The organism is Synechococcus sp. Tobar12-5m-g (assembly GCF_024345415.1).
Taxonomy (GTDB): Bacteria; Cyanobacteriota; Cyanobacteriia; order PCC-6307; family Cyanobiaceae; genus Regnicoccus.
This window is the reverse complement of record NZ_JAGQBB010000001.1, coordinates 189,033-211,520: the sequence shown is the minus strand read 5'-3', so window position 1 is coordinate 211,520 and position 22,488 is coordinate 189,033. Positions and strand designations below refer to the sequence as shown.

General features: G+C 66.0%; 22 protein-coding genes. 15 read left to right on the top strand and 7 right to left on the bottom strand.

Translation table 11 applies throughout. The annotated features are described in order from the left end of the window. Nucleotides 1–59: 59 nt before the first annotated feature. The 3 genes from KBY66_RS00980 (at nucleotide 60) to KBY66_RS00970 (ending at nucleotide 6,120) form a co-directional block, all read left to right on the top strand. Nucleotides 60–2,435, top strand: a complete 2,376-nt coding sequence (locus KBY66_RS00980; protein WP_255087213.1) for an arylsulfatase — start codon at nucleotides 60–62, stop codon at nucleotides 2,433–2,435. A 5-nt stretch (nucleotides 2,436–2,440) separates the two neighbouring features. Further along, nucleotides 2,441–3,109 carry a hypothetical protein gene (locus KBY66_RS00975; protein ID WP_255087212.1) on the top strand — a complete coding sequence of 223 codons (669 nt, stop codon included), beginning with the start codon at nucleotides 2,441–2,443 and terminating at the stop codon, nucleotides 3,107–3,109. 71 nt (nucleotides 3,110–3,180) lie between these two features. After that, complete coding sequence (locus KBY66_RS00970) at nucleotides 3,181–6,120, top strand: valine--tRNA ligase (RefSeq protein ID WP_255120010.1); 2,940 nt, start codon at nucleotides 3,181–3,183, stop codon at nucleotides 6,118–6,120. Nucleotides 6,121–6,145: 25 nt separating this feature from the next. Here the strand turns inward: KBY66_RS00970 and corA are convergent, their stop codons facing one another. Both corA and KBY66_RS00960 read right to left on the bottom strand, forming a co-directional pair. Next, nucleotides 6,146–7,216, bottom strand: coding sequence for a magnesium/cobalt transporter CorA (gene corA / locus KBY66_RS00965; RefSeq protein ID WP_255087207.1), 1,071 nt, complete (start codon nucleotides 7,214–7,216; stop codon nucleotides 6,146–6,148). An 81-nt stretch (nucleotides 7,217–7,297) separates the two neighbouring features. Next, the gene (locus tag KBY66_RS00960) at nucleotides 7,298–7,807 is read right to left on the bottom strand and encodes a hypothetical protein (RefSeq protein WP_255087206.1); all 510 of its coding nucleotides are present in this window, start codon (nucleotides 7,805–7,807) and stop codon (nucleotides 7,298–7,300) included. 59 nt (nucleotides 7,808–7,866) lie between these two features. Here KBY66_RS00960 and KBY66_RS00955 point away from each other — a divergent pair, with 59 nt between their 5' ends. The 9 genes from KBY66_RS00955 to KBY66_RS00915 all read left to right on the top strand — a co-directional run bounded on the left by KBY66_RS00955 (nucleotide 7,867) and on the right by KBY66_RS00915 (nucleotide 13,426). Then, nucleotides 7,867–8,544 carry a DUF6880 family protein gene (locus KBY66_RS00955; protein WP_255087205.1) on the top strand — a complete coding sequence of 226 codons (678 nt, stop codon included), beginning with the start codon at nucleotides 7,867–7,869 and terminating at the stop codon, nucleotides 8,542–8,544. Then, entirely contained in the window at nucleotides 8,508–9,224 is a 717-nt protein-coding gene (locus KBY66_RS00950) for a DUF6880 family protein (protein WP_255087204.1), read from the top strand. Before KBY66_RS00955 ends, KBY66_RS00950 begins: the two co-directional genes overlap by 37 nt. A 23-nt stretch (nucleotides 9,225–9,247) precedes the next feature. Further along, a complete protein-coding gene (locus KBY66_RS00945) occupies nucleotides 9,248–9,670 on the top strand; it encodes a hypothetical protein (RefSeq protein ID WP_255087203.1) in 423 nt (140 codons plus the stop codon). Between the two features lie 63 nt (nucleotides 9,671–9,733). Next, complete coding sequence (locus tag KBY66_RS00940) at nucleotides 9,734–10,453, top strand: Coq4 family protein (RefSeq protein ID WP_255087202.1); 720 nt, start codon at nucleotides 9,734–9,736, stop codon at nucleotides 10,451–10,453. Nucleotides 10,454–10,547: 94 nt separating this feature from the next. Then, nucleotides 10,548–11,330 carry a sulfite exporter TauE/SafE family protein gene (locus KBY66_RS00935; protein WP_255087201.1) on the top strand — a complete coding sequence of 261 codons (783 nt, stop codon included), beginning with the start codon at nucleotides 10,548–10,550 and terminating at the stop codon, nucleotides 11,328–11,330. 61 nt (nucleotides 11,331–11,391) lie between these two features. Beyond that, on the top strand, nucleotides 11,392–11,640 hold the full coding sequence (locus KBY66_RS00930; protein WP_255087200.1) for a hypothetical protein: 249 nt from the start codon (nucleotides 11,392–11,394) through the stop codon (nucleotides 11,638–11,640). Continuing rightward, nucleotides 11,634–12,110 (top strand): SDR family NAD(P)-dependent oxidoreductase, encoded by a 477-nt coding sequence (locus KBY66_RS00925; RefSeq protein WP_255087199.1) that lies wholly within the window; start codon nucleotides 11,634–11,636, stop codon nucleotides 12,108–12,110. Before KBY66_RS00930 ends, KBY66_RS00925 begins: the two co-directional genes overlap by 7 nt. Before the next feature lie 25 nt (nucleotides 12,111–12,135). After that, complete coding sequence (locus KBY66_RS00920) at nucleotides 12,136–12,921, top strand: methyltransferase domain-containing protein (protein WP_255087198.1); 786 nt, start codon at nucleotides 12,136–12,138, stop codon at nucleotides 12,919–12,921. A 16-nt stretch (nucleotides 12,922–12,937) separates the two neighbouring features. Continuing rightward, complete coding sequence (locus KBY66_RS00915; protein ID WP_255087197.1) at nucleotides 12,938–13,426, top strand: sigma factor; 489 nt, start codon at nucleotides 12,938–12,940, stop codon at nucleotides 13,424–13,426. Between the two features lie 377 nt (nucleotides 13,427–13,803). Here KBY66_RS00915 and KBY66_RS00910 read toward each other — a convergent pair whose 3' ends face one another. Continuing rightward, a complete protein-coding gene (locus tag KBY66_RS00910; protein WP_255087196.1) occupies nucleotides 13,804–14,376 on the bottom strand; it encodes a hypothetical protein in 573 nt (190 codons plus the stop codon). Between the two features lie 835 nt (nucleotides 14,377–15,211). Here KBY66_RS00910 and KBY66_RS00905 point away from each other — a divergent pair. Continuing rightward, on the top strand, nucleotides 15,212–16,387 hold the full coding sequence (locus KBY66_RS00905; RefSeq protein ID WP_255087195.1) for an iron-containing alcohol dehydrogenase: 1,176 nt from the start codon (nucleotides 15,212–15,214) through the stop codon (nucleotides 16,385–16,387). Nucleotides 16,388–16,390: 3 nt separating this feature from the next. Further along, nucleotides 16,391–17,809 (top strand): coniferyl aldehyde dehydrogenase, encoded by a 1,419-nt coding sequence (locus KBY66_RS00900; protein ID WP_255087194.1) that lies wholly within the window; start codon nucleotides 16,391–16,393, stop codon nucleotides 17,807–17,809. Here the strand turns inward: KBY66_RS00900 and KBY66_RS00895 are convergent. The 3 genes from KBY66_RS00895 to KBY66_RS00885 all read right to left on the bottom strand — a co-directional run bounded on the left by KBY66_RS00895 (nucleotide 17,806) and on the right by KBY66_RS00885 (nucleotide 20,377). Next, nucleotides 17,806–17,997 (bottom strand): hypothetical protein, encoded by a 192-nt coding sequence (locus tag KBY66_RS00895; protein ID WP_255087193.1) that lies wholly within the window; start codon nucleotides 17,995–17,997, stop codon nucleotides 17,806–17,808. The genes KBY66_RS00900 and KBY66_RS00895 overlap by 4 nt on opposite strands. Nucleotides 17,998–18,447: 450 nt before the next feature. Next, the gene (locus tag KBY66_RS00890; protein ID WP_255087192.1) at nucleotides 18,448–19,044 is read right to left on the bottom strand and encodes a hypothetical protein; all 597 of its coding nucleotides are present in this window, start codon (nucleotides 19,042–19,044) and stop codon (nucleotides 18,448–18,450) included. A gap of 250 nt (nucleotides 19,045–19,294) precedes the next feature. Continuing rightward, entirely contained in the window at nucleotides 19,295–20,377 is a 1,083-nt protein-coding gene (locus KBY66_RS00885) for a DUF389 domain-containing protein (RefSeq protein ID WP_255087191.1), read from the bottom strand. A gap of 195 nt (nucleotides 20,378–20,572) precedes the next feature. Here KBY66_RS00885 and KBY66_RS00880 point away from each other — a divergent pair, with 195 nt between their 5' ends. Then, nucleotides 20,573–20,812: a hypothetical protein gene (locus KBY66_RS00880; RefSeq protein WP_255087190.1), complete on the top strand. Its 240-nt coding sequence runs from the start codon at nucleotides 20,573–20,575 to the stop codon at nucleotides 20,810–20,812. Nucleotides 20,813–21,567: 755 nt separating this feature from the next. Here KBY66_RS00880 and KBY66_RS00875 read toward each other — a convergent pair. After that, nucleotides 21,568–22,404, bottom strand: a complete 837-nt coding sequence (locus tag KBY66_RS00875; RefSeq protein ID WP_255087189.1) for a sugar phosphate isomerase/epimerase family protein — start codon at nucleotides 22,402–22,404, stop codon at nucleotides 21,568–21,570. Between the last annotated feature and the right edge of the window lie 84 nt (nucleotides 22,405–22,488).

Below are 22,488 nucleotides of genomic sequence, written 5' to 3'. Positions count from 1 at the left end.
GCGTCGCTGCGATCCACCCATCCGTTCCCAGTTGTTCAATCCCGAACAGGCCTACACCGATGACCTCTTCCGATCCCGTGCAACGCCAGATCCTGCCGATCCCCGATCAACCCCATGGGGGCCTGACCACCTACGACGCCAGGGATCCCGATACGTCGTACCCGCCGATCAGGGATCTGCGGCCGCCGGCGGGAGCACCGAATGTGCTGGTCATCCTGCTGGATGATGTGGGTTTCGGTGCCTCCAGCGCCTTCGGTGGCCCCTGCCAGACGCCCAACATCGAGAAGCTGGCCGCAGGCGGCCTCAAGTACAACCGCTTCCACACCACCGCCCTCTGTTCTCCGACGCGGCAGGCCCTGCTTACCGGGCGCAACCACCATTCGGTGGGCATGGGCGGCATCACCGAGATGGCCACGGGAGCGCCCGGCTACAACTCGATCCTGCCGAACAGCTGCTCCCCACTTGCCCGCACCCTGAAGCTCAACGGCTACTCGACTGCGCAGTTCGGCAAGTGCCATGAGGTGCCCGTCTGGCAGACGAGTCCGATGGGGCCCTTTGATGCCTGGCCCACCGGCGGCGGCGGCTTCGAATACTTCTACGGCTTCATCGGCGGTGAAACCAACCAGTGGTATCCGGCGCTCTACGAAGGCACCACGCCGGTGGAACCCCACAAGACACCCGAACAGGGCTATCACCTCAGCGAGGATCTGACCACCAAGGCGATCCAATGGATCCGCCAGCAGAAGGCGCTGATGGCCGACAAGCCGTACTTCACCTATTTCGCCCCTGGCGCCACCCATGCCCCGCACCATGTGCCGAAGGAATGGGCCGACAAGTACAAAGGCCAGTTCGACCAGGGCTGGGACGCTCTGAGGGAAGAAACCTTCGCCCGTCAGAAGCAGCTGGGGGTGATTCCTGCCGACTGTCAGCTCACGGGGCGCCATGCCGACATTCCCGCCTGGGACACGATCACGGCCGAGATGAAGCCCATTCTCGCCCGACAGATGGAGGTGTATGCGGGCTTCCTTGAGCACACCGATCATCACATCGGCCGCTTGATTGATGCGCTTCAGGAGCTTGAGATTCTCGAGGACACGCTGATTTACGTGATCATCGGCGACAACGGCGCCTCAGCGGAGGGCTCCCTGCAGGGCTGCTTCAACGAAATGGCTCCGCTCACGGGCTTTGCCCACCTCGAAACCGCCGAGTTCCTAACCGAGCGGCTGGATCAGCTGGGCGGAGTTGAGGCCTACAACCACTACGCGGTGGGCTGGGCCCACGCCATGGACACGCCCTACCAGTGGACCAAGCAGGTGGCCTCCCATTTCGGCGGCACCCGCAACGGCACCATCGTTCATTGGCCCAAGGGAATCCAGGCCAGGGGAGAAATCCGCAGCCAGTTCCATCATGTGATCGACGTGGCCCCCACGATTCTGGAAGCAGCGGGCCTGCCCCAGCCCACCTTCGTGAATGGCGTGCAGCAGCGTCCGATCGAAGGGGTGAGCATGGCCTATTCCTTCAACGACCCCAAGGCGGCCGAACGGCGCCAGACCCAGTACTTCGAGATGATGGGCAACCGCGGCATTTACCACAAGGGCTGGACCGCCGTGACCAGGCACCGGACGCCCTGGGTAACCGGCCAGGTGCAACTGGCCGCCTTCGACGACGATGTCTGGGAGCTCTACGACACCAGCTCCGACTGGACCCAGGCGCGGGATCTCGCCAGGGAACAACCCCAGAAGCTCCATGAACTGCAGCGGCTGTGGCTAATCGAAGCCACCAGGTACAACGTGCTGCCGCTGGATGATCGCTTCGCCGAGCGGGCCAATCCTGAGATCGCCGGCCGGCCCCAGCTGATCAAAGGAACACGGCAAGTGGTGTTCGGCGGCATGGGGCGGCTGAGCGAAAGCTCGATCGTCAACTTCAAGAACAAGTCGCACGCCATCACCGCCGAGGTGATCGTGCCCGAAGCCGGTGCCGAGGGCGTGATTGTCGCCCAGGGGGGCCTCACCGGTGGCTGGAGCCTTTACGCCAAAGAAGGCAAGCCGAAGTACTGCTACAACTTCTATGGCGTGAACCGCTACACGATCGCGGGCACAGCGGCGATTCCGGCAGGAACCCATCAGGTGCGGATGGAGTTCGCCTACGACGGCGGCGGCCTGGCCAAGGGGGGCACGGTGACGCTCTATGTGGATGGACAGAAGGCAGGCGAAGGCCGGGTGGAGCAGACCGAACCGATGGTGTTCTCCGCCGACGAGACCTGCGACGTCGGTTTCGAGGCCGGCTCACCGGTGACCGACGACTACCCGACAGCAGGCGGGATGTTCAGCGGCGAGGTGAACTGGGTGGAGATCGCCGTCGACAAGGACGCCGAGGATCTCGACCATCTGATCAGACCGGAGGAACGGCTGCGGGTGGCCATGGCACTGCAGTAGAGCGCGTGATCCAGGGCAAGCCAGCAAAATCCCTGCGCATCGAACTGCGCTGGTCCGCCGTTCTCGCCGTGGTCGTCCTCTGGGCGCTGGAGAGGGGGCTGCCCAACCGGTTCCGGATCCTTCCCTACGGCTTCGACTTCATCCTCTTCGCGACGGCTCTGATCCCGATGCTGGCCGTCGGACTGACGACCGGCCGCCGGAGCTGGTTGCGCATCGAGCGCGCCACTACCTGGCTCTTCGTTGCGGTCACCGGCAGCCTCACCCTGGCGAATCTGGCCGTTCTGATTCGGGAGATGCTGTTCGGCGGAGGACAGCTCAATGCCATCGAGCTGCTCGCCTCGGGCATCGCGATCTGGGTCTCCAATGTGGTCACCTTCTCTCTGGCGTTCTGGCATCTCGATCGCGGCGGCCCCGAGGCGAGGCTCAATCGTCTGCCCATCCGGGCCGACTGGTTCTTCCCCCAGGAGGGGGTGCCCGATGCCGTGAGCCCTGACTGGCGCCCCACCTTCATCGATTACCTGTTCCTGGGCTTTTCGACGGCGACGGCCTTCAGCCCCACCGGGGCCATCCCGCTCAGCGCCCGGGCGATGCTGCTGATGATGCTCGAAAGCACCATCTCTCTGCTGACCATCGCCGTGATCGCGGCCCGGGCCATCAACATCCTCGGCAGTTGAGATCAAGGCCATGACGATCGCCCCCGAGCGGCCGCGGCGCACGGCCACCCCAGCTGCGCCGTTTTGAGAGCATGGGCAGATCTATCTTCCCGGCTCCACCTGTGATCGAGGCCGCCGCCGCCCCCAGCCCTGAAGCTGCCACAGCCGACGAGGCCCTGTCCAAGACCTACGACCCGAGCGGCACGGAAGCCCGCTGGCAAGCGGCCTGGGAGGCGGCGGGCGCCTTTCACCCCGACCCCAACGCTCCCGGCGAGCCGTTTTCTGTGGTGATCCCGCCGCCGAACGTGACCGGCAGCCTGCACATGGGTCACGGCTTCGAGACGGCCCTGATCGATACGATCGTGCGCTTCCAGCGCCTGCGCGGCCGCAACGTGCTGTGCCTGCCCGGTACCGACCACGCCTCGATCGCGGTGCAGTCGATCCTGGAGAAGCAGATCAAGGCGGAAGGCGGCAGCAAGGACGACCTGGGCCGCGACGCCTTCCTCGAGCGCGCCTGGGCCTGGAAGGCCGAGAGCGGCGGCACGATCGTGGGCCAGCTGCGCCGGCTCGGCTATTCGGTGGATTGGCGGCGCGAGCGCTTCACGCTCGATCCCGGCCTCAACAAAGCGGTGGTGGAAGCCTTCGTGCGCCTGCACGAGCAGGGGCTGATCTACCGGGGCGAGTACCTGGTGAACTGGTGCCCGGCCTCGGGATCGGCGGTGAGCGATCTGGAGGTGGAGATGAAGGAGCTCGACGGGCACCTCTGGCACTTCCGTTACCCGCTCACCGCTGGCGCGGCAGGTGACGCCACCGGCCTGGATCATCTGGTGGTGGCCACTACCCGCCCCGAAACCCTGCTGGGCGACACCGGTGTGGCCGTGCACCCGGGCGACCCCCGCTACGCCGCCCTGGTGGGCCGCACCATCACCCTGCCCCTGGTGGGCCGCCAGATCCCGATCGTGGCCGATGAGCACGTGGATCCGGCCTTCGGCACCGGCTGCGTCAAGGTGACCCCGGCCCACGACCCCAACGACTTCGCGATCGGCGCCCGCCACGGTCTGCCGCTGATCACCGTAATGGCCAAGGACGGCTCGATGAACGCCGCCGCCGGCCGCTTCGCCGGGCTCGATCGCTTCGAGGCGCGCGCGGCGGTGGTGGCGGCGATGGAGGCGGAAGGGTTCCTGGTGAAGGTGGAGCCGCACCGCCACAGCGTGCCGTTTTCGGATCGCGGCAAGGTGCCGGTGGAGCCGCTGCTCTCCACCCAGTGGTTCGCGCGGGCTGAGCCGCTGGCCGCCCGCTGCCGCGCAGCGCTCGATCAGGGCGAGCCCCGCTTCGTGCCGCAGCGCTGGGAGAAGGTCTACCGCGACTGGCTCACTGACATCCGCGACTGGTGCATCAGCCGCCAGCTCTGGTGGGGCCACCGCATCCCCGCCTGGTTCGTGGTGAGTGAAACCGGCGGTGTGATCAGCGACGCCACCCCCTACGTGGTGGCCCGTGACACCGAGGAGGCCAAGGCCAAGGCCGAGGCGCAGTTCGGCGCCGCCAGCCGCGCGGCAGGGCGCCCGCTGCAGCTGGAGCAAGACCCCGACGTGCTCGACACCTGGTTCTCCAGCGGTCTCTGGCCCTTCTCCACCCTCGGCTGGCCCGATGCGAACGCCGCCGATCTGGCCACCTGGTACCCCACCAGCGTGCTGGTCACCGGCTTCGACATCATCTTTTTCTGGGTGGCGCGCATGACGATGCTGGCCGGCGCCTTCCTGCAGGAGGACGGCGTGCCGGTGGGCGGCCGCGACACCTGGATCCCCTTCCGCGACGTGATGATCCACGGCCTGGTGCGGGATGAGAACAACCGCAAGATGAGCAAGAGCGCCGGCAACGGCATCGATCCGCTGCCGTTGATCGAGCGCTACGGCGCCGATGCCCTGCGCTTCGCCCTGGTGCGCGAAGTGGCCGGCGCCGGCCAGGACATCCGCCTCGACTACGACCGCGCCAGCGGCAATTCGGCCACGGTGGAAGGGGCGCGCAACTTCGCCAACAAGCTCTGGAACGCCACCCGCTTCGCCCTGATCAACCTGGGCGGCGAAACGCCCGCCAGCCTGGGGGAGCCGGATCCGGAGGCGTTGACCCTGGCCGACCGCTGGATCCTGACGCGGCTGGCGCGGGTGAACGGCGAAACGGCGGAGCGCTACGGCAGCTACGCCCTGGGCGAGGCCGCCAAGGGGCTCTACGAGTTCGCCTGGAACGGGGTGTGCGACTGGACGATCGAACTGCTCAAGCGGCGCCTCAACCCCCGCCCTGCCGTTGAAGGCGAGGGGCTCAGCGCTGAGGTGCTGGCGGATCAGCGCGTGGCCCGCCAGGTGCTGGCCAAGGTGCTGAACGAGCTGCTGGTGCTGCTGCATCCGCTCATGCCGCACCTGAGCGAGGAGCTTTGGCATGGGCTCACCGGCGCCCCTGAAGGCACCTTCCTGGCGCTGCAGGCCTGGCCGGCGGTGGACGCCGCCGCCCTCGACGCCGCCCTGGAAGCCCAGTTCGCCGAACTGATCGAGGCGATCCGGGTGGTGCGCAACCTGCGCGCCGTGGCCGGGCTCAAGCCCTCGCAGGCCGCGCCGGTGGTGTTCGTGACCGGCCGGCCGGAGCTGGCCGCCGTGCTGCGCGCCGGCAGCTGCGACATCACCGCCCTCACCCGGGCGGCGTCGGTGGAGGTGCGTGAAACCAGCGCCGATGCCAGCGGTGGTGCCGACGGATCCGGCAGCACGCCCGGGGGTGCCCGCTGCCTGGCGGCGGTGAGCGGGGAGCTGCAGGTGCTGCTTCCGATCGAGGGCCTGGTGGATCTAGACGCCCTGCGCGGCCGGCTGGAGAAAGACATCGCCAAGGCCGAGAAGGAGATCAAGGGCCTGGCCGGCCGTCTGGCCAACCCCAACTTCGCCGGCAAGGCGCCGCCGGAAGTGGTGGCCGAGTGCCAGGCCAACCTGGCCGAAGCCGAAGCCCAGGCGCAGCTGGCGCAGAAACGACTGGCGGATCTGGCGGGTTGAGCTCCGGGGCGCGGCTCGGCTTCGCTCAGATCCAACGACGCTTGCGGAAGTACAGAATCAGCAGCACCCCGATCGCCACCATCACCGCCCAGACGATGTAATAGCCCTCTTTCCACTTGAGCTCGGGCATGTGCTCGAAGTTCATGCCGTACACACCGGCGAGGAAGGTGAGGGGGATGAAGATCGTGGAGATCACGGTGAGCACCTTCATTACCTCATTCATGCGGTTGCTGAGGCTGGAGAGGTAGGTGTCATGCAGGCTGGCCAGGGAGTCCCGGGAGGTTTCCACCATGTCGATGACCTGCACGGTGTGGTCGTAGAGATCCCGCCAGAACACCTTGGTGTGCTCGCCCAGCAGATCGGATTCGCTACGCACGATCGCCCCCACTACCTCCCGAAGGGGCCACACGGCCCGGCGCAGAATCAGCATCTGCCGCTTGAAACGGTGGATCCTGTGGATGTCGCCCGGACTGGGATTGCTGATCACCTGCTCGTCGATCAGCTCCACCCCCTCGCCGATTCGCTCCACGGCCAGGAAGTAGTGGTCGACCACGGCGTCCATCAGGCTGAAGGCCAGGTAGTCGGCCGGCATCGTGCGCACACGACCGCTGGCTGTGCGCAGTCGCTTGCGTACGCTCTCGAACACATCGCCCTCGTCCTCCAGGAACGAGAGCACCCAGGTGGGGCCCAAGATCAGGCTCACGTGCTCGATCGTCACGCCCCGCGCGGGCCCGCCGTCGTCCAGCATCTTCATCGCCAGGAAGGCATAGGCGGCGAACTCCTCCCATTTCGGCCGCTGGGAGGTGTTGGCGATGTCCTCGCGGGTCAGGGGGTGTAGATCGAAGGCATCGCCCAGCTCTTCGATCAGCCCGGTGTCGTGAACGCCGTTCACGTTGATCCAGCTGACCGTGGGGCCTGCCAGGCAGGTGAGGCAGGTGGCCACATCGGCCTGGTGCCACTCCTGGATCGCCTCGGCGCTGTAGTCGATGATGTCGATGCTGGCCCGCTCGCGCCTCTGACGGCCCACGAACACCGTGGTGCCTGGCGCCTGGAAGGCGGTGTCACGGGCGCTGTTGCCCATGCTGCTGCTCACCATCTTTCAAGGCCGCTGCTGGGGGAGTCCGGCCCCACTGGGCCCAGATCCGCTCCCAGGCCTTCACCGGCACCCGAAGCCCCCCTACAGCAGCGAGGTCTGGTGATCCACCGGATTGAGCCGGGGCGCCGGCGGCCGCTCTTCCGCCTCGCCAGCCTTCACCTCAAGGGCCTGCTCGATCACACGGTCGGTGAGGGCGTCGAAGTAGGCCGACAGCGTCTGCTGCAGTTCCTGGAATTCCGGCCAGAGGGTGTCGTTCACGAAGCTGCGGCTGAGGCGTGCCATCACCGTGGTGCGCCGTTGGCCGCGGTAGCGGTAAGGCTGGATCTCATAGCGCCGCAGCAGGGCCACGAAGAGGTGGCGCGACCACTGGTCCGAGAGGGTGAAGCGGAACTCGATCGGCGGCTCCTCGGCGGCGAGCTGCTTGAGCCTCTCTTGAATGCGCTCGCGAGCCCGGGCGGCCGCCACCTTTTCGCCGACGCTGCCGGCCCGGGAGAAGAGCGCTTCGATGCGCTGCAGCTTCTGAACGAGTTGCTCTTCAGCGCTGGCTGGCGCCACCGCGTTGCGCCGGTTTGTCCTGACGCGGGCGCCCATGGCGTTGCTCCCTTGGGGTCTGGCGCGCCACCGTAGGTGCCCTGATTGAAGGCTGGATCATGGCGGCAAAATCCACCCTCAACGCCAGGAATCTGGAGGCCCTCGGCGCACCGCGATTGGCGGAACTGCTGCTGATCCTTACCCAGGGGAACGCCGCCGCCAAGCGGGTGCTGCGGCTGGCGCTGGCGGAACAGGGCGGGCCCAACGAGATCGCCAAGGAGGTGCGCAAGCGGTTGGCCACCGTCGCCCGCTCTGGCAGTTTCCTGGATTGGCGCCAGCGTGATGCCCTGCTCAAGGACCTCGACCAGCAACGCCAGGCGATCGTGGGGCCGATCGCCGAGCACGACCCCGCCCTGGCGGTGGACCTGCTCTGGACGCTGCTGGAGCTGGTGGAGCCGGTGCTGGAGCGCTGCGACGACAGCGACGGGGCTGTGATGCCCCTGTTCCACCAGTCCACGGCCGATCTGGGCGCCGTGGCGGCCCGGGGCAAGGCCAATCCCGAGCCCCTGGCTGATCAGGTGTATGGGGCGCTGATCGACAACGGCTATGGACAGTTCGATCACCTGATCGACCATCTCCAGGAGGCGCTGGGCCCCGTGGGGCTTGGCCATCTGCGCCAGCGGCTGGAGGTGCTGCGCAGCCGGCCGGGGTTGAATGAACACCGCCGGAGCACCGTGCGGCTGGCGATGGCGAGGCCTATTTGGCCGAATACCGCGACCACGAACCCGCTGCCCTGACCGTGCCGGTGATCGCCGCCGAGGTGGCGGAGCGGCTCACCGCCGCCGGGCGAGCCAACGAGGCGCTGAACCTCCTTGACGGGGCCGACCCTCGCCAGACGAAGCGCTTGGCCGGCCTCGTGGAGTGGCTCGATGCCCGGATCGCCGCGCTGGAGGCGCTGGAGCGCGGCGAGGAGGCCCAGGCGTTGCGCTGGGGGGTCGTGGAGCAGTCCCTATCGATCCGCCACCTGCGCGATTACCTGAAGCGGCTGCCCGATTTCGAGGACGCCGCCGAGGAGGAGCGGGCCCTGGAGCTGGCGCTTCACTACCCCATCTTTTCTCAGGCGCTGCGGTTCCTGCACCAGTGGCCGGATCGCCGCCGGGCCGCCCGGCTGATCCTGGAGCGCCAGGGCGAACTCGATGGCGACAGCTACGAACTGCTCGGCCCCGTCGCCGAGGCGTTGGAGGCCCAGCAGTCCCTGGCGGCGATGCTGTGCCTGCGGGCCATGATCGAGTTCAGCCTGGAGCGGGCCCGCACCAGCCGCTACCGCCATGCCGCCCGCCACCTCGAAACCTGCCGGGGCCTGGCTGCCGGCATCGACGATTGGGGCGACGTCCAGGAGCACACGGCCTACCTGACAAGGCTGCAGCAAAACCACGGCCGCAAGTATGGGTTCTGGAGCCTGGTCAGCCAGGAGTGAGGGCCGCCTGAGGGGGCGTTCAGATGAGCGGCATGGATCCCAGTGCCTTCGGCCTCCAGCCCTTGGTGGGGGTGATTGGCTTTCTCCATTCCGCCGCCGGGCGGGCGGGCGGCACCAGCGTGACCTTCATCCTGTTCAGCTCCCTGGGCGGTGTGCCGATGAGTCGGCGTCCACTGCCAGCGGAAATCGTGCCCCTGCTGATCAGGGTGTCGATCGCCGGTTGGCTGGGCTCCCGGCTCGGCAGCGGCCTGCTCTCGCTGCGCGTTCTGGAGCGGAGGGGTCGGGCCGCAGGCGCGCCGATGGTGATCGCGGAGTGGGCGCGGATCCTGGTCAACGGGGCTGGGAAGGCCAGGCGTTGCGGATCGGACGCCGGACTTCACCAGGTGGTGCGTCGATACACCGGCGCAGGCGACATCAGGCCCCTCGATGTCTCAAGACACAGGTGACAACATCCGACGGGCAGCTGGAGCCAGCAGACCTAAGTTCCCTCCACCGCCTCAACGTCTGCCATGACCCGCTTCCAGCAGTCCCTGCAGGCCCTGGGGCAGGCCCGCCAGCTGATCGCGGTGGGGCGCAGCCAGGGGGATCTCACCAGGATCGCCGATCTGGTGGACAGCTTCCTGGACACACCCCAGATGGACGCCTGCCTCGCCCGCTTCAGGGCCCTGCCGGGCGGGGCGGAGCTGCTGGACAGCCGCTATCCCCCACTCCAACCCGACCTGGATCGGCTCTCGGCGCTGCCGGAGGGGAGCCTGGGCCACACCTACGCCGCCCTGATCCGGCGCCTCAACTACGACCCCGCCTTCTTCCGCCCACGGCCGATCGATACCGAAGGCCGCTGGCTCACCCAGCGGATCGCCACCACCCATGACCTGCACCATGTGGTCAGCGGCTTCGGCACCTCAGCGGCCGGGGAGAACGGGGTGCTGGCGATCACCGCCACCCAGATCGGCTTTCCCGCCTACGTGAGCCTGACCCATGCGGCGCAGATCGCCGGATTCCGCCTCCGGCTGGACGGCTACGCAACCCTGAGCCGAGCCATCAGCCACGGCGTCACCATCGGCTTCACCGCGTTCCCCTTCGCCACCGCCCGCTGGGAGGAGGGCTGGGAGCTGCCGGTGGCTGCCTGGCGTGAGCGGCTTGGGGTGACCTTGCCGGCGGACGCGGAGCCCTACGGGCTGACCCCCGCTGAAGCGGACTCTCCAGTGAACCCCAGTGAACCCCGCTGAACAGTCTGTAGCGGCACGGATCGACAGCGCAAGCAGCGTCCTGGGATGGTGAACGCACCCCAGCGCACCGGTTCTTGAGCGCCCCCATCGGTCGATGAGCGGCCCCCTGCCCTTCGAGATCCAGGCCGCCTGGGCGGGCCTGGCGGCCATCGCCGCCGGAGGGATCAATGCCCTTGCCGGGGGCGGTTCGCTGCTGAGCTTTCCTGCCCTCACAGCCATCGGCCTGCCGGCGGTGATGGCCAACGTGACCAACACCGTGGCCCTGGTGCCGGGCTATCTGGGGGCAACCAGGGCCCAGAGCCGGGAACTCCTGGGCCAGCGGCAGCGGCAGCGGTTGCTGCTGCTGCTGCCAGCCGCCGCCCTGGGTGGCCTGGTGGGCGGCTGGCTGCTGCTGAAGACCGGCGAGGGGTTGTTCACGCAGCTGGTGCCGTTCCTGATCCTGTTCGCCTCGGCGCTGCTGGCGGTGCAGGAGCCCGTGCGCCGCTGGCTTCAGCGCCGGTCTGAGCGGCACGGACGCAAGCCATCGGAGCGATGGGCCGTGGGGCCGGTGTTCCTGGCGGCCGTGTACGGGGGCTTCTTCGGCGGCGGGCTGAGCGTGATCGTGCTGGCGGTGCTGGCCCTCAGCCTCGATGACACCCTCACCCGTCTCAACGGCCTCAAGCAGGCCGTGTCGTTCGCCGCCAACCTCACCGCCGCCGCCTTCTTCCTGTTCTCCGGTCAGGTGGCCTGGGGCCTGGCGGCGGTGATGGCGATCGGCGCCATCGTCGGCGGCGTCCTGGGGGGCAAGGTGGCGGGCCGGGTCCCCGCTGCCACCCTGCGGGCCATCGTCGTGGTGGTTGGGGTGGCGGTGGCTTTGGTGTATTTCTTCAGGACATGAGGGCGGTGCCCCACGGCGGGCTGCCTGGATGAACCGAACGGGCTGAGCATCCCAGAGAGCGATGGCCCCGTTGGCCAGGCTGGCCGTTTCCGGGCCAGCCAGCGTGGAGCACTCCGCACCCAGCCGTGCCAGAGCCGTTCCAGGTGCCCTGGCCGTGCTGGTGCTGGTGCTGGTGCTGGCCGAGCCGGGCCTGGCGGCGGAATCGCCCAGCCCCGCCACGACTGAGGACACCCAGCCCGTGGCCGGCAGTTTTCGCCTCTCCCAGGTGCGCATCCTCGGCGTGCCGGGCCCGTCGAGGTGGAGATGCTGATGGTCAACTGCCGGGCGATGCTCTGCGCCTGCTCTCACTTCGGGCGCCGCTTCCGGCAGCGGGGCCGGGGCGGCCTGGTGCTGCTCAGTTCGATCGCTGCCTTTCAGGGGATGCCCTATGCGGCCCATGACGCGGCCACCAAGGCCCATGTGCAGAGCCTGGCGGAGGCGTTGCAGCTGGAACTGCAACAGGACGGAGTGGATGTTCTGGCTGCAGCGCCGGGCCCGACCCACAGCGGCTTCGCGGCCCGGGCGGGACAACGGCTGGGGACGGCGCTCCAGCCCGATGCCATCGCCCAGCCGATCCTCGATGCCCTGGGCCGTCAGGCCACGGTGCTGCCCGGCTTCCTCTCGAAGCTCTTGACGATGTCGCTGGTTCCCCTGGCGCGCTGGGTGCAGGTGAGGATCAAGGGCAACGTGATGCTTGGCATGAGCCAACCTCCAGTCGGGATCGCAGGGGCTGCTGGCTAGCGTGAAGGCCAGCAGCGGATGAGCCATGGCTGAGAGCCCCCCAGACCTGCTCTCGGTCGGCTTCCGGGATGTCGACACAACCGCCCCAGGCAAGATCCTGCGTTGTCTTGACGCGCTCCAGGCGATGACCGCCGGCCGGGCCTACAAGGCCCGAGCCCAAGCCGCGCTCGGCCTTGAACCAGGAAGCTCAGTCCTCGACGTGGCCTGCGGCCTCGGCGATGATGTGGGGCGGATCCAGGCGGGCGGTGCCCGGGCCGTCGGTGTCGACCTCAGCCGCACCCTGATCGCCGCTGCGCAGCAGCGCCACGCAGGCACCGGCTGCGCGTTTCAGGTGGCCGATGCCGCAGCCCTGCCGTTCGCGGATGGCAGTTTTGCTGCGGTCCGGATCGACCGTGCCCTCCAGCACATCGCCGGGCCTGGCAAGGTCGTCGGCGAGATGGCCCGGGTCTGCCGCAGTGGCGGGGTGGTGCTCTGCGCCGAGCCCGACTGGGGCACCTTCCTACTGGGCGGCAGCCACTCCCCCCTGAGTGAGCGGATCCAGCACGACTGGATCCGCACCTTCCAGAACCCCTGGATCGGCCGCGAGCTGCCGAGTCTGCTCAGCATGGCCGGGGTTGTCGAGCTCCAGCGCGAGGCGTTGTGGTTGCCAACCCACGGCTTCGCCGAATCCGACCTCCTGTTCGAGATCGATGCCAACGCCCGCAAGCTCGCGGCCGAGCATCCCGAGGCTCTCGCCTGGCTCGAGGCCTACCGCCGCAGTGAGGCCTATGCCGGCGTGCTGATGCTGATCTGCTGGGGCCGCAAGCTTTGAGGGGTCACAGCCGGCCATGAAGCCAACCGTGGCCTCGATGTGGGCTGCGGAACGGGGGTGTATCACCACCATCCCCGGGCCCCTGCGGCCCGTCCATCCCCATGCCGCTGCCCATGCCTTGGCGCTGGCGCATCTGGATCTGGCGGACACGATCGCCGGCAACTTCGCCCGGCGAACCACCCATCCCTTCGATGATCTGCGCCAGCTCGCGGTGATCGGGCTGCTCAAGGCGGGGGCTCGCTTCAATGGCACGGGCGGGCGCTCGTTTCGCCCCTACGCCCGCACCTACGCCAACGGCGAGATCACGCACGACCTGAGGGACCACGGCTTTGCGATCAAGGTTCCACCCTCTTGGAGGGACCTCTACCCCAGTGGGCAGAAGCTCTTGCGGGAGAGGCTGCCGCCCCATGCGGTGCCGGAGAGGCTGGGCATCACAGCTGAGCGATGGCGGGAGATTCAGGACGCCTGCTCGGTCATGGTGATCGCACTGCAGCCAGATTCCTGAGCAGTGGTACCAAAGTGCAGAGCACTCTCAGCCTGTGCTGGCCAAAGACGCAGGCTTGGCCCAATGTGTCATCCCGTGGGTAATGACAAGAGCGGCAACAACTGGATCTCACTACCGATCATCAGGGGGGGGGCAGCTGAGAAACCCCCTTTCCGGTTGCCTTTCACCACATCCTTGAAGTTGTGGGATTGGCTATTTAGTGCTGTCGGCCCAAATGTGAATTGGCTGGTAAGGATCGGTATCACCTGGCTTCAAGCAAGTCACGATGTTAAAGAGATCCCCTCGGGTCGGCTCAGGTGGATGGCGTCGTTGAGGAGTTGACATGCGCGGGTCATCCACTTTCATTGTCAACTCTCGGAGCAACACTGAATCTGAGCCTATCTCGGGAAAAGGAATTGAAACTGTGCCCTATGGCTCCAGTCTCCGGCATTGTCTGGTCTGACGACATTCCAGAAGGCCTGCACCGATGCGTTCACTTTTTCATCGCCGATCGCGAACACCCGGCCGAAGCCACCTCCAATCGGTACCGTCCATTGCTCATCCCCCGATGCCGCTTCCCAGTTCGCAGTGATGATCGGCGCACTCACCAGATACCAGCCCTTGGACAGGTTGTCATTGATGCATGGTTGAACGAGCATCTGGTTGACATTCTCCCTATCGCTTGAACCGGCAAAGGACCAGATAGTGTTCCCCACCGCCCCGAACACCATGTGCTTGGTGGTAACAACCACCACCGCTGCTGGCCCGGCACTCCATTGTCCCTGACCCAACACCTCTAGAGTTGCCTTCAGTAGAACAAAGGTGGGGCCAACGCCCCAGGTGATCGGGCTTCTGGTTCGCGGGCTGAAATAGAATTGGGGGTTGATGTCACCCATGCCGAATAGGCTCTCACGTCCAGTAGGCGAGGTGGGTTGATTGATGACGGGAACGATGGTGCGGGTGATCAGCAATCAATCCTTGCTGAGAGGCACCTGAATCACAGGCTGGATGTTGAGCACATTCAAGGTGCGCTCTCCCTGCGGACCAGCGCCGAAAATGGTGTTGTTCTGAAGGGGCAAGCTGATCAGATTCGCGATTGGGTTCTGTGCTTGCTTGGCCAGTTCCGCCGTGGCATCAACCTCGCTCGGCCCGTCAGTCGACGCTGGGATCGCTTGGTCGCGTTGCGGTTCTGCCTGGGCCGTGAGCGGGGGGGGGGGGGCGATGCCCTGGGGAGAGTCAGGGACTGGCTCAGGTTTGCCGGGATGGGGCTGGCATTTGCTGCAGGCGTGAGCGCCAAAGCCAAAAGCAGCATCAATGGCCTGGTGAAGGCCATGTCTCCCTGGGATGATGGGGCTTCTTCATTCGAGTCCGTCCGAACATCATTCTAGAGAGCAGCATGTTAGATCAGCCCGAATAAGCCAATGGCATGCGCCGCGAAATGCAAATATCGAAAGCACCCACGAATCGACGTGATTTAGTGCAGGATGGGAAGATAGGGGAAAGCTCTCAGAATTGCTTTGTTGCTAGCCTCAAATAACCCAGTAAAGTCTCTTGACAGCAATGCAGCCTCAGACCAACGCTTTACCAAGCCACAAGCAGTGCTTGGGGTTCTCTACGGTGTACCTTTGTGCAAGCCTTGAACCATGCTGGCCCAAATTCAGTGATTGAAGGCTGCAGCAAGTATCATCCATTGCCCACGAAAGCAGATTGGACTGTTTTGTTCTGTTTGGTGACACCCATCCAGAAAGAGTAGGTTGATGAGATGAAGCATCTGCTCGCCCGTCTCCGCTCCGCGCCCTCGGCGTCGTGGCTCGCCTCGTGCCTGCGCCGACGCCGTTCATGCTGACAGGGCCGGGTTCATCGCTTGAGCTCGCTCGATTGATCGCCGATCGTGGCGCTCGGTCCGTCCTCGTCGTGACCGATCGTGTGCTCCTGGAGCTCGAGGTCGTCGCCCCGCTGTTGAACGCCTTGAAGCAGGCTGGCCTTGCGGTGACGGTGTTTTCGGAGGTCGAGCCGGATCCGACCATCGCCATGATCATGGCGGGGATCGAGATGCTCCGCGCTTCGGGGGCGACAGCGGTGCTTGCTGTCGGCGGCGGCTCGCCGATCGATGCCGCGAAGGCGATGATCGCGTGCCATGCGAGCGGCCGCCCTCCGGAGGACCTGGATGGCTACTTCAAGGTCCGCGACCTCGTCTTGCCGTTCTTTGCTGTTCCGACCACCGCGGGCAGTGGTTCGGAGGTGACGATCGCTTCCGTCGTCTCTGATCCGGGGGCGGGGCGGAAATTCGCCATCGTCGACAACCAGCTCGTTCCAGTGGCGATCGCGCTCGATCCGAACCTCATGGTCGGCCTGCCTCCGCACGTGACCGCAGCCACGGGCATGGATGCACTCACCCATGCGATTGAGTCGGACCTCTCGACGCTCGCCACACCGGCATCGAGAGCCCAGTCCGTGGCGGCGGCGCGGGCAATCTTTCGCGATCTTCCCAGGGCTTGCCAAGACGGTCACGACATCGACGCCCGGCAAAGCCTTGCTGTCGCGTCCTGCCTCGCTGGCCTGGCTTTCACCAGGGCGAGCGTCGGTTACGTCCACGCGATCGCCCACCAACTCGGCCCGCTCTACCACCTCCCGCACGGATACCTGAACGCGACCCTGCTGCCGTATGTGCTCGACTTCTACTTGGATGGCGCCGCCCCGCGGATGGCTGAGTTTGCGGGCGCCTGCGGGCTCGGCCAAGACGGCGACGATCCCCAATCCCTCGCGAAGAGTCTGATCGCCGCGATCCGACAGCTGAACGCGAGCGTCGCCATCCCTCAAACGATTGAGCAGATCGTCGACGCCGACATCCCGGAGATCGTGCAGCGTGCGTTGGCGGAGGCGCACGGGACCTACCCGGTGCCGACGTACATGTCGGCCGCCGACTGCGCGACCGTCGTGCGGCGCGCGGCCGGAGCAAGGCCCGAGAAGGAGGAGGTCTGAGCCATGGGGTCGCCGGCCCTCACCCTTGGCCAGTGCCTCAAGCTGCAGCGCGCGGCTCATCGAGCCGATCCGTACCCTGACCTTGAACGGCGCAGAGGCCACCTCGCGGCGCTGCACCGGTTCCTCCAGGAGAACGAGGCGGCGATCATCGAGGCCATCCAGGCCGACTTCGGCGTCAGGCCGGCGACCGAGACACGCCTGCTCGAGCTCTTCCCGGTGCGTCAGGGCATCCGCGACGCCACTAGGCATCTCGCGAAGTGGATGCGTTCACAGCGCCGTTCGGTCGACCAACTCATCTTTCCCGGCGCCAGCAACCGTGTGGTCCCCCAGCCTCTCGGGGTGGTGGGCGTGCTCGTTCCCTGGAACTTCCCGATCTTTCTATCATTCGGACCGCTCGTCGACATCCTTGCCGCCGGCAACCACGCCATGGTGAAGATGTCGGATCGATCCGGCCACCTCGCGCGCCTGCTGATCGAGGTCTTTCCGCTTTACTTGCCGATCGAGAAGGTCGCGTTCTTTGAAGATCTCGGACGAGGCCCGGAGTTCTCGAAGCTTCCGTTCGACCACATGCTGTTCACCGGTTCAAGCGGCGTCGGCCGCGCCGTGATGGCTTCTGCGGCGGCGAACCTTTGTCCGGTGACCCTCGAGCTCGGGGGCAAGGCCCCGGCAGTGGTCGCCCCCGACTTTTCTCTGGCGACGGCCGCCCAGCGCATCCTCTGGGCCAAGTGCATGAACGCCGGCCAGGTGTGCGTCAATGTCGACTACCTCCTCTTGCCCGAAGGGAGTATCGACGCGTTCGTCGCCCATGCCAAGCGGCTCGTCGCCGAGCGCTATCCCGATCTGAACGGCCCGGATTACACCACGATCATCGATCAGCCTGCCTTTGATCGGCTCGTCGCGACGCTCGAGGATGCGAAGGTGCGCGGAGCGACCGTGATCAACCTGGCGCCCGACCAGCAACTCGATGCCCGTCGCCGCAAGCTCGCCCCGCACATCGTTCTGGGGGTGACCGACGAGATGACGATCATGAAGGAGGAAATCTTTGGGCCGTTCCTACCGATCAAGCCGTATCGAGAAGCGAAAGAGGTCATCGCTTACGTCAACGGTCACGATCGCCCGCTCGCGTTCTATCCGTTCACCAACGACAAGCGACTCGCCCAGCGCTACATCACCGAGATTCTCTCAGGCAGCGTTGGCGTGAATGAGGCGATCGTGCAGGTGGGGCAGCACGACCTGCCGTTCGGTGGCGTCGGCGCGAGCGGCATCGGGCACTACCACGGTTTTGAGGGATTTCTGACCTTCTCAAAGCTACGGCCCATCTTTTGCCAAGGGCGCGTTTCTTCCATCCAGGCGTTCCTGCAGCCGCCCTACGGAAAGCGCGCAAAGAATGTCTTGGACTGGATGGTCAGGCTGCGGGGCTAGCGATTGCGGTCGCTCGATGATCGGAAGCGGATTTCGTTTGCAGATCCACGGTCGAGCCACCAGCGGGCGACCCGCGTGATCGGGCCACGCAGCAACAGGTAGGGCACAAAGGTGAGCAGGCCCGCGATGATCACCGCTTCGGCGGGATGGAACGTGTCGAACACGATCAATTGGTAGATCAGGTCCATGCACAGGCCGAGGAGGATGACCCGCGCTGTGGAGATCAGCCTCTCGTGTAGGCGACTGCTGCGCTTCCTTGGGTCGCTCAGAAGGGTCCATAGGTAGGGATTTGCGCCCGGTCCGGGCGTCCTTGACGCCATCAACCAGCGCCGCAATTGACGCCATGATGGGTTGAAGAACGAAACGGAAGGTCATCGGCCCGCTCGGCCGGTCGAGCGGGTTTTGTCAGATGCGCTCAAAGACTGGCACCGAGTGTCCGAGCATGGCCACCCCAAGGACGACGAATGCGACCATCAGCACAAGCACCAATCGAGCGAGGAGAGTCTTCGACTTCGATATTTTTTCTGTCATCGCCTGCTCTCCCTCTCTTGCCCTGAGAATGCTGTCATTCCTGTTAGTTCGGGAATTGTCTTTTGGCGCAGTGATCCAGGCGTGTCTTGGTCGATCATCTCGCAGACTCAGCCAGCCTCCACCAACCGCTTGAGCCTATGGACGGTCAGAGCGACAGGCAACAGCGTTACGTTCTCCACGGCCATCGCTTCACCTCGTGCGAACGGGTTGTCGAGATCAGCGATCAGCATCAGCAGCTTGATCAGCAGGAAAGAAATCACGCCTATGAAGAAAAGGGATTCTCCGAATGGCTCGATTTCGGTAAGAATGAGCCCTCCAGTCAGAAAGCCCGTTCCGGCGTAGGCCATCCAGTAAACAGTGGGCACGAACGTGGTTTCACGAATCACCTCGATGCGAACCACAACTCGGCGGATGTTGGCCAGTTCGAGAAGCAGGCGGGCCTGCAGCGGGGCGGCATTCCAGATGCTCAGCCGCTCGATCGAATGCTGCAGTTCATCGAGGCGGTTCAGCAGCGTGGTGACCAGACCGCCATTGTTCATCCAGGCCAGGAGATCTTCACTGAAGCCAGCCAGCAGCGCCAAGGGCCCCATCACCTCGGCTTCGGGATGAAGCTCCCTGACGCTTCTTGCCTCCGTGGCGAGGCACTCCAGAGCAGCGGCCAATTCGCCTGGAATCTTTTCGCCTTCCTTGTAATCCAGCAGCACCCCATTCAGCAGGAAGCCCAGCAGGAATACCTCGGAGGCCACCAGCGCCGGGAACAGGGGATTCGGGGCCAGCAGCTCCCAGTGCATTCGGTGCACCAGGACCTTGACGGCCAAAATGGTCAACAGCACCAGGCTCACCCGGCCGAAAAACCAGACACGCCGCAGCCAGGGCCTGCGTTGCGTATCGGTCTCCAGTTGTTCGACAATCATTGTTTCGAGGCGCATGGACGGCACTTTGTCGGGCGGGCCCCTATGGCTCCTTGGCTTCCTCCTGCGGCAACGGCGGGATCGGCGGGGGTGGCAGCACCTCCAGCTCGGGGGGGTTGGGGGCGGTGTCCGGGCCGATCAGGTCCACGGCGGTGCGTTGCAGCACCAACCGGAAGCGCAGGGGCGCCTGCTGCTGATTGATGAACGCCTGCACAGCAGCCACTTGCTTGGGCGTGGGCAGTTCCGGATCGGTGACCCGCACCCGGGCCCGGATCAGCGGTGGGTTCTTCTGCCAGTCGATGGAGATTCCCACCAGATCAATGGCGGGATCGCCGCCGAGCGTGATCGTGCTGCTGCGCAGCCGCTGCTCGATGGTGGCCTCCACCTGCTGGGCTTTCGTCTCCTGCTGGGATCGGTTCAGCAGGCGAAAGAAGCTGCTGCCGAGGGGAATCACCAGCAGGGCGGTGAGGGCCACGCTGGTGAGGCCGAGCCGGCTGTGGAACAGGCGGCCCCGGTACGCCCGCTCGAGCACCCCCAGGGCCGCCATCGCCCCCACCATGATCCCCAGCAGGTTGGTGGCGAACAGCAGCAGCGCCCCATAGGCCTGGGCCCAGTGGGAGGAGGCCAGCAGGATTCCCACCACGCACATCGGCGGCACCAGGGCCACGGCGATCGCCAGGCCGGCCAGGGCCGAGATCGCGTCCTTGCGCAACTTGGCGTACATCGCCACCGCCCCGGCCACCAGGGCCACGCCCAGGTCCAGCAGGTTGGGGCTGGTGCGGGCCATCACCTCGCTCCCGAAGCTCGGTAAGGCCACCAGATGGGCCACCCCCATCGCCAGCAGCACGCAGATCACCACCCCCAGCATCAAGGTGCGCAGGGCCCGCAGGAACATCGGCAACCGCCCCCGCAGGATCTCGAAGGCCATCGCCTGCAGGGGCAGGATCCAGGGGGCCACCACCATGGCGCCGATCACCACCCCAGGACTGTTGGCCAGCAGGCCCAGGGTGGCAATCAGGGTGGCCCCCACCGTGAGCACCACGAACACCTGGCTGAAGCTGGCCTCGTGCTCGAACTCCTTGCGCAGGGCGTCGAGCCGGGCGTCGTCGGGCGGGACCGTGCTCATGCTCATCCCAAGAACTGGTGCTACTGGACGAAGCCCATGATGCGCCAGCCACCCTCAGGGGAGAGCAGCGCTCTGCAGGCGATGACACAGGCGCTGATCCAGAGTCCTGCCGGCTTACCGCCTGGTTCAACCATCCCCTTCTGTCGCGCCCGGTGCACCAAGAGTTGCTGGAACTCCAGGCGGCGTCCCACTTTGATGGATGCGGCGGGCGTTTGTCACGCCAACGGCGAGATCACCCACAACCTGGGGGACCACGGCTTTGCGATCAAGGTGCCGCCCTCCTGGCGGGATCTCTACGTCAGCGGCCAGAAGTTGCTGCGTCAGGGCTGCCCGCCAGCTGAGCTGCCAGAGCGCCTGGGAGTGACACCGGAGCGGTGGGAGGAGATCAGCGCCGCCTGCAGCGTGCGGGTTGTGGCATTGCCTCTGGAAACTTGAGGGCATTTTATTGGCAACTCTCCAGATCAGCGGGGGGTAGGAGTTTACATCGAAGAGTATAAGTGACTGATTCCGTCCGCTGCATCTGGATGTTCGACGTCGCCACCAGCCGATGTGCTCACGCCCGGGTATTTCGTGCACGAATGCACAGCACGCACCAGATCGCCATAGCCCCATGCAGTGCCACAACTGGCCACAGCATGACACCCGACTGACCCCTCAACTTCCCGGCCACTGCCAGCGTTATGCCGATCGCAACGTTGTAAACGAGCATCCCACTCAGCAGATCAGACCGGGCCAGGGCGCCGTCATCTCGCCTCAGCCAAGCGGCCGTCCCGAGCGCTATGAGCCCAAGGCCAACCGCCCGTGCAACTGGCATCGCTGCCGCTGCGGACTCTGCGGCACCGAGCAGCAATTGGATGACAGTTCCAGGCACGAAAAACAGGGCGGCCCCAGTCCCGAACTCAAGGACCGCGGTCGTCGTGAAGAGCGCGGGTCTAGAGCGCATTCCGATGTCTCCCGTACGTAGAACAACTACTTCGGCGGTTCCGCTAACCACTCTTGACCCGCCATCATTAGCCGTCTAAGTCGCCCAGCGAGAAGCGTCATTCTCCCGATCTTCACCCCAGCGCAGCCGATCCACCTGATTCTTGTTCAATTTGAACATGTGGTTCGCGGCCAGTGAACCACATGTTTGGAACGATACAAGTCGCCGGTTCGGTTGTCGAGGTCAACGGCTGGCCGGTTCCCACGTCTCACTCCAGCCGCTGCCGCACCCAGGCCGCCATGGCCCGGTTGATCTCGCTCAGATCGGCCACCGGCTGATTGGTGAAAGGCAGCGTCGGCAGATAGCCATCGGGGCCGAATTCGGGTGTCACCGTGATCGCTCCTCCTCCCTGCAAGCGGTGCCGCTCGGCGAACAACGCCCAGCAGCCCCCATGGGCCTCCAGCGCCTCCCGGTGCTCCGGCGCAAGCGGATGGGACACCTGGGGCCCCTGGGCCCAGCCCACCCGGGCATGGATGTGATCGACGCGGTCCGCCATGGCCTGAATCGGCGCCAGCTCCGGCGTCATCAGCCGCTCCGCCACCACACACCAGTGGCTCAGATCGGCCGTGAGCCGCAGGGTGGGGAAGGCCTCCAGGGTGCGGGCGATGCCCCAGGGGCTCGCCAGGCAGCGGGAGCGGTGGGTCTCGAAGCTCACCGCCAGCCTGCTGCGCTCCACCCGCTCCAGGGCTCCCGCCCAGTAGCCCTGCTCCACCTCCCAGGTCCAGCTGTCATTGCCGCCGATCACGGTCACCTTCACCGGTGCCAGCGCCCGGCTGGCCGCCAGTTGCCCCCCCAGGTCGTCGAGGTGCTGGGCCGGCCCGCGATCCAGATCCGGCACGTAATCGCCACCTGTCACCACCTCCACGATCAGCTCCAGCTCCGCTGCCGCCAGAGCCCGACGTACCACGATCGCCTCCAGGCCCACCAGGCAAGGGTGGTGGAGGTTGAGCTCAAGACCATCAAAGCCATGGGCCAAAGCCGCCGCGATCGCCGCCTCCAGGGAGCCACCCCAGCCCCACAGGCTCTTGAACAGCCGCGTCGCCATCGCTTCCTCGCCCTTCACCTCGGGCGCACTGTTCCCCCGACCAGCCGCTGTTTCGGTTGCGAGTGCTACACACCACGGCCCGTG

Excerpts from the sequence above, each read along its gene's own strand:
- KBY66_RS00980 (WP_255087213.1), top strand. The coding sequence starts at position 60 with ATGACCTCTTCCGATCCCGTGCAACGCCAGATCCTGCCGATCCCCGAT.
- KBY66_RS00970 (WP_255120010.1), top strand. The coding sequence starts at position 3,181 with ATGGGCAGATCTATCTTCCCGGCTCCACCTGTGATCGAGGCCGCCGCC.
- corA (WP_255087207.1), bottom strand. The coding sequence starts at position 7,216 with ATGGTGAGCAGCAGCATGGGCAACAGCGCCCGTGACACCGCCTTCCAG.
- KBY66_RS00960 (WP_255087206.1), bottom strand. The coding sequence starts at position 7,807 with ATGGGCGCCCGCGTCAGGACAAACCGGCGCAACGCGGTGGCGCCAGCC.
- KBY66_RS00955 (WP_255087205.1), top strand. The coding sequence starts at position 7,867 with ATGGCGGCAAAATCCACCCTCAACGCCAGGAATCTGGAGGCCCTCGGC.
- KBY66_RS00945 (WP_255087203.1), top strand. The coding sequence starts at position 9,248 with ATGAGCGGCATGGATCCCAGTGCCTTCGGCCTCCAGCCCTTGGTGGGG.
- KBY66_RS00940 (WP_255087202.1), top strand. The coding sequence starts at position 9,734 with ATGACCCGCTTCCAGCAGTCCCTGCAGGCCCTGGGGCAGGCCCGCCAG.
- KBY66_RS00935 (WP_255087201.1), top strand. The coding sequence starts at position 10,548 with ATGAGCGGCCCCCTGCCCTTCGAGATCCAGGCCGCCTGGGCGGGCCTG.
- KBY66_RS00930 (WP_255087200.1), top strand. The coding sequence starts at position 11,392 with ATGGCCCCGTTGGCCAGGCTGGCCGTTTCCGGGCCAGCCAGCGTGGAG.
- KBY66_RS00925 (WP_255087199.1), top strand. The coding sequence starts at position 11,634 with ATGCTGATGGTCAACTGCCGGGCGATGCTCTGCGCCTGCTCTCACTTC.
- KBY66_RS00920 (WP_255087198.1), top strand. The coding sequence starts at position 12,136 with ATGGCTGAGAGCCCCCCAGACCTGCTCTCGGTCGGCTTCCGGGATGTC.
- KBY66_RS00915 (WP_255087197.1), top strand. The coding sequence starts at position 12,938 with ATGAAGCCAACCGTGGCCTCGATGTGGGCTGCGGAACGGGGGTGTATC.
- KBY66_RS00900 (WP_255087194.1), top strand. The coding sequence starts at position 16,391 with ATGGGGTCGCCGGCCCTCACCCTTGGCCAGTGCCTCAAGCTGCAGCGC.
- KBY66_RS00895 (WP_255087193.1), bottom strand. The coding sequence starts at position 17,997 with ATGGACCTGATCTACCAATTGATCGTGTTCGACACGTTCCATCCCGCC.
- KBY66_RS00885 (WP_255087191.1), bottom strand. The coding sequence starts at position 20,377 with ATGAGCACGGTCCCGCCCGACGACGCCCGGCTCGACGCCCTGCGCAAG.
- KBY66_RS00880 (WP_255087190.1), top strand. The coding sequence starts at position 20,573 with ATGGATGCGGCGGGCGTTTGTCACGCCAACGGCGAGATCACCCACAAC.
- KBY66_RS00875 (WP_255087189.1), bottom strand. The coding sequence starts at position 22,404 with ATGGCGACGCGGCTGTTCAAGAGCCTGTGGGGCTGGGGTGGCTCCCTG.